This is a genomic window from Comamonas sp. JUb58 (genome assembly GCF_004364775.1).
In the GTDB taxonomy this organism is placed as follows: domain Bacteria; phylum Pseudomonadota; class Gammaproteobacteria; order Burkholderiales; family Burkholderiaceae_C; genus Comamonas.
Map to the genome: position 1 here is coordinate 1 of NZ_SOAL01000020.1, position 12477 is coordinate 12477.

Here is a 12477-nt window from a genome sequence, read left to right on the forward strand (position 1 = left end):
AAACAAACCTTGCGAACCGCCCTCTTTCGAGTCTGGCAGCTTTGCAAGGCATCGTGCTGTCGATAGACGCTATTGTATAGGCGTTTTCCCGGGGCTCCAGGAAAACGTCAGTGTTTTTTGCAGGCGTGTGTCAGACGGCTTCGGCAACGGCCTTTTCCAGCGCTTCGACGAACATGTCGCCGACCGGGAACCCGGCCTGCTGTTCGATCTCCTGGAAGCAGGTGGGACTGGTCACATTGATCTCGGTGATGCGGTGGCCAATGATGTCCAGACCGATCAACAGCAAGCCACGTGGCGCCAGGCGCGCGCCGATGTACTCGGCAATGGCACGGTCTTCCGGCTCCAGCGCCTGTGCCACACCCTTGCCGCCAGCGGCCAGGTTGCCACGCACCTCATTGCCTTGCGGAATGCGCGCCAGGCAGAAAGGCACGGGCTGGCCGCCAATGATCAGCACGCGCTTGTCGCCCTTGGTGATTTCAGGCAGGTACTTCTGCACCATCACGCTTTGGGCGCCGTCGAGGTTCAGGGTTTCGATGATGCTGCCCAGGTTCATGCCATCGGCACCGACGCGGAAGATGCCCATGCCGCCCATGCCGTCCAGCGGCTTGAGGATGATGTCCTTGTGCTCGGCATGGAAGTCGCGGATATCTTGGGCACTGCGGGTGACCAGGGTCACGGGCGCGTATTCGGCAAACTCCATCACCGCCAGCTTTTCGGGGTGGTCGCGCAATGCCGCTGGCTTGTTGAAGACCTTGGCGCCTTCGCGCTCTGCCTGGCCCAGCAAATGGGTGGCATAGAAGTACTCGCTGTCGAAGGGCGGGTCCTTGCGCATGACGATGGCGTCAAACTCGGCCAGCTCGGCACGGCGGCCGGGTGCTTCGTCAAACCAGCGCGATTCGTCGCCGGTCAGCACAATGTCGCGCACCTGGGCCGAGACCTTCTCGCCGCTGATCCAGCGGATATGCCGTGGCTCACAAACCGTGATGCGGTGGCCGCGCGCCTGGGCGCTGCGCATCATCGCGAAGGTACTGTCCTTGTAGATCTTGAAGGACTCAAGCGGATCGGCAACAAAGAGGATATGCATGGTGTGGGTTGGCGGCCTGGTGGCCGCCCTGTGTATTCAATGGCCTTGCATGCCCACCAGTGGGATATGCAAGCAGAAACGGACAGAACTAGGCGCGCTCAAGCCGAGCGGCGCTTGCCGTAATGTTGCACAAAAAGCGCAAGGCTGCCTGCGACCACACCCCAAAAGGCCGATCCCACTCCGGCTATTGTTACGCCGCTCACCGCCACCAGGAAGGTGATCAGCGCCGCTTCCCGGTACTGCTCGCCTTGCAAGGCCGTATGCAGACCGCCGCCGATGGTTCCCAGCAGCGCAATGCCGGCGATCGCCACCACCAGCTCATGCGGGAATGCGGTCAGCAGGCCTGCAATGACGACACCGAACCAGCCAATCAACACATAGATGACGCCGCAGACCACGGCAGCGGCATAGCGCCTGGCCTTGTCGGGGTGGGATTCCGGCCCCATGCAGATCGCCGCCGTGATGGCCGCCAGATTGATGCCAAAAGCGCCAAAGGGTGCCAGCAGCAAGGTGGCCAGACCCGTCATCGTGATCAGCTTGGAGATGGGCAGGTCGTAGCCGGAGCCCCGGATGATGGCCACGCCGGGCAGGTTCTGCGAGGCCATGGTGACAACAAACAGTGGCAGCGCCAGGCTGATGGCGGCCTGCCAGCTGAAGCTGGGCATGGTGAACACCGGCATCGTCAGCCCCGGCTGCACGGCAGACCACTGGATCTTGTGCTGCAGCAGCGCCACCACAATGCCAACGGCCAAGGTGAGCATGACCGCATAGCGCGGCAGCAGGCGCCGGCCCAGCAGGTAAGTAACCAGCATGGCCACTACCAGCCAGGTATTGGTCTGCGCAGCGGCGAAGGCATCCAGGCCAAACCGGGTCAGCACACCAGCCAGCAGTGCCGAGGCGATGGCGATCGGGATGCGGTTCATCAGGCGCTCGAACCAGCCCGTCATGCCCACCACCGCAATCAATACGGCACTGATGATGAAGGCGCCAATGGCATCGCCCATGGCGAATGCGCCGGTGGCACCGGCCGTGGCCAGCACGGCCGCCCCGGGGGTGGACCAGGCCACCACCACGGGCTTGCGCAGCAGGATGCTGGGCACCCAGCAGCACAGGCCCACACCAATGCCGAGCGACCAGACCCAGGATGAGACCTGCGCGGGCGTGGCGCCAAAGCTTTGCGCCGCCTGGAACACAATCGCGATGGAGCTGGTCAGGCCCACCAGCACCGTGACAAAGCCTGCGATGAGCGCCGATGCGCTCATGTCCTTGAAAAACCGCATACACCCTTTCGCGCCGCCACGGTGTTCGCTGGCTTGGGGTGCGCGCAGCGGATCCAAAGCCCTGGCTGGTTAAATTTCGATTTTGGAGCCCAGCTCCACCACGCTGTTGCTCGGCAACAGCAGGAACTCTGCCGCACCTGCTGCATTGTGGTGCATCTGGGCAAACAACTTCTGCCGCCAAGGTGCCATGCCGGCGCTGGCCTTGTCCGTAGGCACAAACACATCGCGCGAGAGGAAGTAGCTGGTCACCATCTGCCCGGTATCGCAGCCATGGCCGCGCAGCTGGTGCAGCGCATTGGGCACATCCACATCGTTCTTGAAGCCGTAGTTCAGCTGAACGCGCCAGCAGTCGCCGCCCAGCGGCTCGATCACGGCACGCTTTTCCAGGCCGATCCAGGGCACCTCGTGGTAGACGATGTTGACGAACATGTTCTGCTCATGCAGCACCTTGTTGTGCTTGAGGTTGTGCAGCAAGGCCGTGGGCACCACATGGGCGTCGGATGTCAGGAACACCGCCGTGCCCGGCACCCGCGTGGGCGGCGCCTGCAGCACCATCTGCAGGAAGGACTGCAGATCGATGCCATCGGCATGCAGCTTTTCGTAGACCAGCTCGCGCCCGCGCTTCCAGGTCATCATCACGACGAACAGGCACAGGCCAATGGCCAGCGGGAACCAGCCTCCATCAAACAGCTTGAGCAGGTTGGAGGCGAAGAAGGTGATATCGATGCAGAAGAAGAACACCGTCGGCGCCAGCGCCATCCAGAGCGCATATTTCCAGCCGTAGCGCAGCACAAAGAAGGTGAGCACCGTGGTGATGGTCATGTCCAGGGTCACCGCGATCCCGTAGGCCGCCGCCATATTGCTGCTGGACTTGAACAGGATCACCGCCAGAACAATGGTCAGGAACAGCGCCCAGTTCACGAACGGGATATAGATCTGCCCGGTATCGCGCACGCTGGTGTGCAGGATCTGGATGCGCGGCAGGTAACCCAGCTGGATAACCTGCTTGGTGACGCTGAAGGCACCGGTGATCAGCGCCTGCGATGCAATCACCGTCGCCATCGTCGCCAGCAGCACCAGGGGCAGCAACGCCCAGCCGGGCGCCAGCATGAAGAAGGGGTTCTTCACCGCCTCGGCGTTCTCCAGCACCAGCGCGCCCTGGCCAAAGTAATTCAGCACCAGGGACGGCATCGCAATACTGAACCAGGCCAGGCGAATGGGCTTGCGGCCGAAATGGCCCATGTCGGCATACAAGGCCTCTGCACCAGTCACACAAAGGACCACAGCACCCAGAATGATGAAGCTGATGCCGGGATGGCGGCCGATGAAGCCCAGCGCATGGTGCGGGCTGAGCGCCCTCAGCACTTGCGGGTGGTCCACGATGTTCCAGATACCCAGGGCAGCAATGCAGAGGAACCAGACCACCATGATGGGGCCGAAGAACTTGCCGATGCCCGCCGTGCCCCGCTTTTGCACCCAGAACAGCAGCAGCAGGACCACCAGGGTGAGCGGAATCACCCAGGACTTGAAGCCGGGCGAGACCACCTCCAGGCCCTCAACCGCCGAGAGCACCGAGATAGCCGGCGTGATCACGCCATCGCCATAAAAGAGGCAGGTGCCGAAGATGCCGACCAGCATCAGCACCGAGCGCAGTTTGGGTTTGTCTTTGACCGCTTGCGAGGCCAGCGCCAGCATGGCGATCAGCCCGCCTTCGCCGTTGTTGTCCGCCCGCAGCACCAGGACCACATATTTGAGCGAGACGATCAGGGTCAGGGTCCAGAACAGGATGGACAGGACACCGTAGACATTGTCGTGGGTGAAAGGCACATGGCCGGAGCCGAACACCTCTTTGAGCGAGTACAGCACGCTGGTGCCGATATCGCCATACACCACCCCGATGGCGCCAAGCGTCAGCCCGGGCAGTGCAGATTTATTGTTGTGTTGCACATCAAGCCTTTGTGCCATGCCGCATCAGGCATGCTTGTAGTGGATTGGTTTGCATTGTGCGCCTGTTGTTGCGCCCGCAGTGAGGCCGCGCATCCGGACAAGCCCGAATGGCGGATCAGCAGCGAGCGAATCAGAAGTTGCAGGAGAGCCGCAATCGGCTCAGTCGTAGATTTCGGCGTCCGGATCGGTCGCCTCCAGCTCATAGCTGGCCGCCAGCATCGCCAGGCGCGCCACCACACCATACATATAGAAGCGGTTGGGCGCGCTGGCCCCGACCGAGTCGCCCGGCGAGATACCGTGCTCGAACGACAGCGGGATGAAATGCGCGCCCGGCACATTGAGGTTGTCCTCGGCGCCCTTGTCGGAGTGGGCGCGGTAGTAGCCGCCCACCACATAGCGGTCAATCATGTAGACCACCGGCTCGGCCGCTTCCTTGTCCATGCGCTCCACGGTCTGCACACCCTCCTGGATGATCATGTCATGGACCTGCTGGCCGTCCTTGACCAGCGACATCTGGTTCTTGGTCTTGACCGACAGCTGACGCAGCTCCTTGGCGTCATGCACGCTCATCACGCCCATGCCATAGGTGCCGTTGTCCGCCTTGACGACGACAAAGGGCGTTTCCTTGATGCCGTATTCCTTGTATTTTCGGCGCACCTTGGTCAGCATCACGTCGACATCTTCACGCAACTCATCGAGTGCATGCTCGCTGCCATCGGTGAAGTCTACGCCCTTGCGGCTGCTGAACATGGGGTTGATCAGCCAGGGGTCGATCCCCATCAGCTTGCCAAAGCGCTTGGCCACCTCTTCGTAGCTTTGGAAATGGCGGCTCTTGCGGCGCACGCTCCAGCCCGCATGCAGCGGCGGCAGCACAAACTGCTCGTAGACCTCTTCCAGAATGCCGGGCGCGCCAGTGGACAGGTCGTTGTTCAGCAAGATGGTGCAGGGGTCGAAATACTTCAGGCCCACACGGCGGCCATGGCGCAGCGCCGGCTCAATCACCAGCTCCTTATTGCCGACCTTGAGCTTGATGGTCTCCTTGACCTCCGGGTCGATCGAGCCGATGCGCACATTCAGGCCCGCCATCGAGAAGATGTGCTGCAGCTGCACCAGGTTGGCCAGGTACTGGGGGTTGCGCGTCTGGTTCTCGGGAATGATCAGCAGGTTGCGCGCCTCGGGGCAGATCTTTTCAATCGCAGCCATTGCCGATTGCACGGCCAGCGGCACCATCTCTGGCGTCAGGTTGTTCCAACCGCCGGGGAACAGATTGGTATCAACCGGTGCGAGCTTGAAGCCGGCATTGCGGATATCCACCGACGAATAGAGCGGAGGCGTGTGCTCCATCCACTCAAGACGGAACCAGCGCTCGATCGCGGGCATGGCATCGAGCATGCGCTGTTCCAATTCGTTGATGGGCCCCGTTAGGGCTGTTATGAGATTCGGGACCATAAATGAATACTGTTTGAGGGCTCAAAAAAAACGAGCAAAAAACAATTGAGTACCAATTGTAGAGAGTTGAGGGCCAAAGTCACCAGAACTTTGCAGCCGCTCCACCTAGCAAGCCCTCACCTTCGCCAGAAAGCCGGCGTCAACAGGGCCAGAAAGCTGAGGATCTCCAGCCGGCCCATCAGCATGCCCAAGGTGGTCACGCTCAGCTGGAAGCTGGTCAGGCCGGCAAAATTGTTGCTGGGGCCCAGATCGCCCCAGCCTACACCGGCACAGTTCACGCTGGCAAGCACGGCGCCCAGCGCGTTCTGCAAATCCATGTCGGTGAACAGCAAGGCCATGGTCAGCACCGCAATGGTGGCGCAGTACACCAGCATGAAGGCCAGCACCGAGAAGATCACCCGCTCATCCACCGCCAGGCCGCCCACCGTCACCGGCTGCACCGCATTGGGGTGCACCAGGCGGCGCATTTCGCGCCGGGTTTGCTTGAGCAGCAGCAGCATGCGGATCATCTTGATACCGCCACCGGTCGAGCCCGCACTGGTGGCCACGCCCGACAGCAGCAGCATGAAGACCGGCGCAAAAGGCGGCCACAGCCCAAAATCGACGGCCGCATAGCCGGTGGTGGTGGCCACCGATACCGTATGGAAAACACCCATTCGCAGCGATTCCAACGGGCCATACACGCCCTTGAACCACAGCAGTGCCGCCACCAGCAGGCCACCACCCAGCAAGGTACCAATGGTGGCGCGGAACTCCGGCTGCCGGTACAGCACCCAGACATTGCGCTTGCGGATGGCCACAAAATACAGCGCGAAGTTGCAGCTGGCCAGCAGCATGAAGACGGTGCAGATGCCCTCGATCAGCGGTGAATTGAAATAGGCAAAGCTGGCGTCATGGGGGGTGAGGCCGCCCAGACTTACCGTGGTGAACATGACCATCACCGCATCCAGCGGCGTCATGCCGGCCAGCCAGTAGGCCAGCGCGCAAAGCACGGAGAACAGGCCGTACACGCCCCACAGCCCCTTAGCGGTTTCGGCCATGCGCGGCGTGAGCTTGGTGTCCTTCACCGGGCCGGCGGCCTCGGCACGAAAGAGCTGGCTACCGCCCATGCCGATCATCGGCAGGATGGCCACGGCCAGAATCAGGATGCCCATGCCGCCCATCCACTGCAGAAAGGTGCGCCAGATGTTGAGCGACACCGGCAAGGTATCCACATGGTTGAGCACGGTGGAGCCGGTGGTCGTGAGGCCCGAGACCGCTTCAAAATAGGCATGCTGCCAACTCAGCGCCCGGTCGATGCGCTCAAAGCCCAGGTAGAGTGGCAGCGCCGCAAACAGCGGGAACACCATCCAGACAAAGGCGACCAGCATGATGCCGTGGCGCGCCTGCAGCTCGCGCTGCTCATGCCGCGCCATCCACCACAGCACCGTGCCGCAGGCCCAGGTGATGCCCATGGTCAGCGGGTAGACGCCAAACACCCCATCGTCCGTCCACAGCGAGGAGATCGCGGGCACGGCCATCGTGCCGCCAAACATCAGCAGCAAAATGCCCAATACGCGCAGCACGGGTCGAAGATCAGTCATCGGCCGGGCCTAGAAAAAGGTCACCCCGACACGGAACAGGGCCTCGACCTCATGCACCAGGCGCTTGTTCGGCAAGAAGAGAATGACATGGTCATTGCTCTGGATGATGGTGCCGCTGGTGGGCACGATCACCTCCACCTTCTCGTCATCGCGTTCGTCTTCATCACGCTCGGCCGTCTCGCTGCCATTGGTGTTGCGCGCATCGGGCTCGGGCAGGCCGCGCACGATCATGCCGATGTGCACATCGCGCGGCAGGCGCAGGCTGCCCACGCGCCGGCCCACGGCCCGCGAGGTCTTGGCGTCGCCGCGCGCCACAATCTCGATCGCCTCGGCCACGCCACGGCGCAGGCTGTGCACGGCCTGCACATCGCCCTGGCGCACATAGGCCAGCAACTCACCCAGGGTGGCCTGGGCGGGCGACAGCGCAATATCAATCTGCGTGCCATGCATCAGGTCGGCATAGGTGCGGCGGTTGATCAGCGCCAGCACCCGGGTTGCGCCCAGCTTCTTGGCCAGCAGGCAGGACATGATGTTGTCTTCGTCGTCATCGGTGATGGCCACGAACAGGTCCACATCCTCGACGTTCTCGTTCTCCATCAAGGTCTCGTCGGTCGCATCGCCCTTGAGCACCAGCACATCGGACGGCAGGCGCGAGGCCAGATAGACGCAGCGGTCCTCGCTTTTCTCGATGATCTTGACCTGGAAACGCCGCGATTCCTTGGTCAGCGCGCGCGCCAGGCGCATGCCTACGCGGCCGCCGCCGGCCACCATCACGCGGCGCACCACCTCGGCCTGTTCACCCACCTGGCGGTTGAAGGCCGCCAGCACATCGCCCAGCTGCTCCTTGTCCGACAGCACAAACACCTCGTCGCCCGGCTCGATGCGGGTGCTGCCCTCGGTGGGCACCAGGCGGTCGGCCTCATGGTGAAAGCGGCGGTACACGCCCACCACACGCACCGTGCCATGGGGCAGGTTCTGGCGCACATCGGCCACGCTCAAGCCCACCACCGGCGCGCCGCCGCGCGCACGCACCGATGCCAGCGCCACATGGCCCTGGGCAAATTCGCGCACCTGCAGCGCCTCGGGGTAGGTCACCAGCTTGCCGATGTAGCCCATCAGCGCTTCTTCGGGGCAGAAGGCATGCGTCACCCCAAAGCCGGTGTCGGACAGCAGCTCGGCATGGCTTTTGAGCGCCACCGAGCGCACGCGCACGATGCGGGTGGGGATGTTGAACAGCACCTGCGCGATCTTGCAGGCGGTCAGATTGGTTTCGTCCTGGGAGGTGCAGGCGATCAGCATGTCCGTGTCCGCCGCACCGGCCTCGGCCAGCACTTCGGGGCTGATGCCATTGCCCACGACGCCGCGCAGATCGAAGCGGCCTTCGAGATCGCGCAGGCGCACACCATCCGTGTCGACCACGGTGATGTCGTTTTTTTCACTCAGCAAGCTCTCGGCGACACTCTCGCCCACGCGGCCTGCGCCGAGGATCAGAATTTTCATATCATGAGGCGCCAGCCGCTAGGGAGCGGCTTGGCATGGCCGCATCATAACGTGGGCGGGAGGCGGCCGGTCTGCAAAGATCGGCGCCCGGCCAGCCGCAGTGGCTGGCCGCTACCGGGCTCAGCCGCGCACTTCGCCTTCGCCCAGCACAATGTATTTCAGCGAGGTCAGGCCCTCGATGCCCACGGGGCCCCGGGCATGGAACTTGTCGGTGCTGATGCCGATTTCCGCGCCCAGCCCATATTCAAAGCCATCGGCAAAGCGCGTGCTGGCGTTGACCATGACGCTGGCCGAGTCCACCTCGCGCAAAAACCGCTGCGCATGCATGTGGTCGCGCGTGATGATCGCATCGGTATGGTGGCTGGAGTAGTGGTTGATATGGGCAATCGCCTCTTCCACACCGGCCACCACCTTGATGCTGATGACAGCGGCCAGGTACTCCTCAGACCAGTCCTGCTCGGTCGCCGCCTGCAGGCGGGCACCCGGCACAGCCTGCAGCAAGGCCAGGGCCTCGGCATCGGCCCGCATTTCCACGCCCTTGGCCGCAAACACGGCGCCAATGCGGGGCAGAAAATCTGCCGCCACCGCACGGGCCACGAGCAGGCTTTCGGTTGCATTGCAGGGGCTGTATTTCTGGGTCTTGGCGTTTTCGGTCACCTTGACGGCCATGTCCAGGTCGCAAGGCGCATCTATATAGGTATGGCAGTTGCCGTCCAGGTGCTTGATCACCGGCACCTTGGCATCGCGGCTGATGCGCTCGATCAGGCCCTTGCCGCCGCGGGGAATGATCACATCGACGAATTCGGGCATCGCAATCAGCTGGCCCACGGCCTCGCGGTCGGTGGTCTGCACCAGCTGCACGCCAGTGGCAGGCAAACCGGCCTCCAGCAGCGCCTGCTCTACCAAACGCGCCAGCGCCTTGTTGGAATCGATGGCTTCGGAGCCGCCGCGCAAGATGCAGGCATTGCCGCTCTTGATCGACAGGCTGGCCGCCTCGATGGTCACATTGGGGCGGCTTTCATAGATCATGCCGAAGACGCCCAAAGGCACGCGCATCTGGCCCACGCGGATGCCGCTGGGCATCTGCTTCATGCCACTCACCTCACCCACCACATCGGCCATGGCCGCCAGCTGCTCGCAGCCTTGGGCGCAGGTCTCCAGCACCTTGGGCGTCAGGCGCAGGCGATCAACCATGGGTTCCGACAGGCCATTGGCCTGTGCACGCGCCAGATCCTTGGCGTTGTCGGCCTGCAAGGCCTCGGTCTGGCTGCGCAGCAAACGCGCCAGCGCCAGCAAGGCCTTGTTTTTGATGGCCGAAGGTGCTTTGGCCATCTGGGCAGAGGCTAGCTTGGCCTGCAGCCCCAGGGCCTGCATGGTTTCCGAAATGTTCAGGGCATTCATAGGGGCTATTGTCGGGCATTTGCGCCCGGGCAGCGGCGCCACCACCAATGGCCCCTGGCAAATCCCAGGCACCAGCATGACAAATGTCTCTACACTGCTGCCATATTGAGCCACCAGGAGACCACGATGCAAACCGCTGCGCTGCGCCAGTTGGGCGCCTTACAAGACGGGCTGGACCATTTCGAAGCCGGCCACATGGATGCAGCGGCCCTGAGCCAGCAGGCACGCAGCTACACCGATTTGCTCGGCGCGCTGCCGCCGCAGTTCCAGGAGGTATTGCTGCAGCTGCTGGACCGTCTGGAATCCAGCGCGCTGTTTGATGAGGAGAGTTGCTCGTTCAGCCGCAAAGACCTGGTGGACAGCCTGCGCCTTTGGCTGAAAAAGGCGGATGCCAGGCTGAGCGCCACCGCCTGAGCGGGCAGCGGCGCAGTCTTCAAGTTATAACCAAGTCCTCAGACCATCAGGCCGTCAGGCGGTCCAGTGCTTCGCGGTACTTGGCCGCTGTCTTGTCGATCACTTCTTGCGGCAGGCGCGGTGCCGGTGCCGTCTTGTCCCAAGGCTTGCCGTTGACCTTGGCCTGCTCCAGCCAGTCACGCACAAACTGCTTGTCATAGCTGGGTGGGTTGGCACCGGTGGCCAGCGCATCGGCATAGCCTTCCACAGGCCAGTAGCGCGAGCTGTCAGGCGTCAGCACCTCGTCCATCAGCACCAGCTTGCCGTCTTCGTCCAGGCCAAATTCAAACTTGGTGTCGGCAATGATCATGCCCTTGGTCAGTGCAATCTCGGCAGCCTTCTTGTAGATGGCGATGCTGATGTCGCGGATCTGGGCGGCCAGCTCGGGGCCCACCATCTCGACGGTGCGCTCAAAGGTGATGTTTTCATCGTGCTCGCCGGCTTCGGCCTTGGCCGCAGGCGTGTAGATGGGCTCGGCCAGCTTGGCGGAGTTGATCAGGCCAGCGGGCAGAGGCACGCCGCAGACGGCTTGTGATTCCTGGTATTCCTTCCAGCCGCTGCCAGCCAGGTAGCCACGCACCACGGCCTCGATCGGCACGGGCTTGAGGCGCTTGACCAGCATGGAGCGCAACTGCACCTGGGCCACTTCATCCGGTTGCACGGCCGATTCGGGCGCCTCACCGGTCAAATGGTTGGGGCAGATATCGCCCAGCTTGTCGAACCAGTACAGCGCCATCTGCGTCAGCAAGGCACCCTTCCCGGGGATGGGCTCGCCCATGATCACGTCGAAGGCCGACAGACGGTCCGAGGCCACCATCAGGATGCGGTCATTGCCGACGGCGTAGTTGTCGCGCACCTTGCCGCGGGCCAGCAGGGGCAAGGAGTGGAGCTTGGAGGTGTGCAATGCAGAAGGTACGGACTGGGTCATGGTGATGCAGAACTATGGACAGGCACCCTGCGTAAAGACAGTAGGCACGGACAGCCGCGCAACCTCGGCAAGGCAAGCGCTCGATTGTAGTCGTCCACCCCCAAGGGCCCGTCTGCGCGCCCGGGATGCCTTGGATTGCAGTGCAGTATTGGAAGCTGCGCCGCCCCGAACACGTAGGCCCTTACGTGCTGACGCAGAGAATCACCACTGCTTGCCAGCCGTTGCAATTGCGCCGAAAGCGCCGGGACACGGCGCCTGGCCCCTCCGTTTTTTGCAGCAAGACGCGGGCTATTTGTAACCAAAGCGTCCGTCATCCAAGACCACAAAAGCCTAGAAACCTAGTACACCGGGTTGTCATAGACTTGCAATTTTGTAGGTCCAGGCGCATCATGGTTTACACGCATGCATGTGTTTCCCCCTCGGGGTGGCCTGGGTTCCAACAGACCCGGTCACTTTTCTTGGTTTGCAGAAGGAGACTTGTTCATGAACCTGACGATCAGCGGTCACCATTTGGCGGTGACCCCGGCGCTGCGCGAATATGTAACATCCAAGCTGATGCGCATAACGCGACATTTTGACCAGGTGGTGGATGCCAAAGTTTTACTTTCGGTTGAAAAGCAGAAGGAAAAGGAGAAACGGCAGCGTGTGGTGTGCAACCTGCGGGTGAAGGGCGACGAACTCTGTGTTCAGTGCTCTCACCACGATTTGTACGCCGCGGTAGATGCTTTGGTGGACAGGCTGGACCGTATGGTCGCCCGTCACAAGCAACGTGTTCAATCTCACTACAGCGATGCGTTGCGGCAAGCAATGGCGTAAACCCTCTGCTTTTTGCCGAGGAAAAAGATTCTGTTT

The 12477-nt window shown here is 62.4% G+C and carries 10 protein-coding genes; 2 read left to right on the forward strand and 8 right to left on the reverse strand.

Annotation, left to right across the window (positions count from 1 at the left end; genetic code table 11):
- Window positions 1-130 precede the first annotated feature (130 nt).
- From gshB to EDF71_RS19520, 7 genes are all read right to left on the reverse strand, one after another.
- The gene (gene gshB, locus EDF71_RS19490) at window positions 131-1084 is read right to left on the reverse strand and encodes a glutathione synthase (protein WP_133858223.1); all 954 of its coding nucleotides are present in this window, start codon (window positions 1082-1084) and stop codon (window positions 131-133) included.
- Between the two features lie 98 nt (window positions 1085-1182).
- Window positions 1183-2364, reverse strand: coding sequence for a benzoate/H(+) symporter BenE family transporter (locus EDF71_RS19495; RefSeq protein ID WP_133858224.1), 1182 nt, complete (start codon window positions 2362-2364; stop codon window positions 1183-1185).
- A 69-nt stretch (window positions 2365-2433) separates the two neighbouring features.
- Window positions 2434-4311, reverse strand: a complete 1878-nt coding sequence (locus EDF71_RS19500) for a potassium transporter Kup (protein ID WP_243854367.1) — start codon at window positions 4309-4311, stop codon at window positions 2434-2436.
- 159 nt (window positions 4312-4470) lie between these two features.
- Entirely contained in the window at window positions 4471-5760 is a 1290-nt protein-coding gene (gene gshA / locus EDF71_RS19505; protein ID WP_021026705.1) for a glutamate--cysteine ligase, read from the reverse strand.
- 116 nt (window positions 5761-5876) lie between these two features.
- On the reverse strand, window positions 5877-7343 hold the full coding sequence (locus EDF71_RS19510; protein ID WP_133858226.1) for a potassium transporter TrkG: 1467 nt from the start codon (window positions 7341-7343) through the stop codon (window positions 5877-5879).
- 9 nt (window positions 7344-7352) lie between these two features.
- On the reverse strand, window positions 7353-8843 hold the full coding sequence (gene trkA / locus EDF71_RS19515; RefSeq protein ID WP_133858227.1) for a Trk system potassium transporter TrkA: 1491 nt from the start codon (window positions 8841-8843) through the stop codon (window positions 7353-7355).
- Between the two features lie 120 nt (window positions 8844-8963).
- On the reverse strand, window positions 8964-10244 hold the full coding sequence (locus EDF71_RS19520) for a glutamate-5-semialdehyde dehydrogenase (protein WP_243854368.1): 1281 nt from the start codon (window positions 10242-10244) through the stop codon (window positions 8964-8966).
- Between the two features lie 126 nt (window positions 10245-10370).
- On the opposite strand from EDF71_RS19520, the gene EDF71_RS19525 reads away from it, so the two are divergent.
- Window positions 10371-10658, forward strand: a complete 288-nt coding sequence (locus EDF71_RS19525; RefSeq protein ID WP_230781124.1) for a hypothetical protein — start codon at window positions 10371-10373, stop codon at window positions 10656-10658.
- A 46-nt stretch (window positions 10659-10704) separates the two neighbouring features.
- On the opposite strand, the gene EDF71_RS19530 is transcribed toward EDF71_RS19525, so the two are convergent.
- Window positions 10705-11625 carry a phosphoribosylaminoimidazolesuccinocarboxamide synthase gene (locus tag EDF71_RS19530; protein WP_133858230.1) on the reverse strand — a complete coding sequence of 307 codons (921 nt, stop codon included), beginning with the start codon at window positions 11623-11625 and terminating at the stop codon, window positions 10705-10707.
- Window positions 11626-12108: 483 nt separating this feature from the next.
- Here EDF71_RS19530 and raiA point away from each other — a divergent pair, with 483 nt between their 5' ends.
- Complete coding sequence (gene raiA, locus EDF71_RS19535; RefSeq protein WP_116927826.1) at window positions 12109-12441, forward strand: ribosome-associated translation inhibitor RaiA; 333 nt, start codon at window positions 12109-12111, stop codon at window positions 12439-12441.
- Window positions 12442-12477 lie beyond the last annotated feature (36 nt).

Excerpts from the sequence above, each read along its gene's own strand:
- trkA (WP_133858227.1), bottom strand. The coding sequence starts at position 8,843 with ATGAAAATTCTGATCCTCGGCGCAGGCCGCGTGGGCGAGAGTGTCGCC.
- EDF71_RS19520 (WP_243854368.1), bottom strand. The coding sequence starts at position 10,244 with ATGAATGCCCTGAACATTTCGGAAACCATGCAGGCCCTGGGGCTGCAG.
- EDF71_RS19495 (WP_133858224.1), bottom strand. The coding sequence starts at position 2,364 with ATGCGGTTTTTCAAGGACATGAGCGCATCGGCGCTCATCGCAGGCTTT.
- EDF71_RS19525 (WP_230781124.1), top strand. The coding sequence starts at position 10,371 with ATGCAAACCGCTGCGCTGCGCCAGTTGGGCGCCTTACAAGACGGGCTG.
- EDF71_RS19510 (WP_133858226.1), bottom strand. The coding sequence starts at position 7,343 with ATGACTGATCTTCGACCCGTGCTGCGCGTATTGGGCATTTTGCTGCTG.
- raiA (WP_116927826.1), top strand. The coding sequence starts at position 12,109 with ATGAACCTGACGATCAGCGGTCACCATTTGGCGGTGACCCCGGCGCTG.
- EDF71_RS19530 (WP_133858230.1), bottom strand. The coding sequence starts at position 11,625 with ATGACCCAGTCCGTACCTTCTGCATTGCACACCTCCAAGCTCCACTCC.
- gshA (WP_021026705.1), bottom strand. The coding sequence starts at position 5,760 with ATGGTCCCGAATCTCATAACAGCCCTAACGGGGCCCATCAACGAATTG.
- gshB (WP_133858223.1), bottom strand. The coding sequence starts at position 1,084 with ATGCATATCCTCTTTGTTGCCGATCCGCTTGAGTCCTTCAAGATCTAC.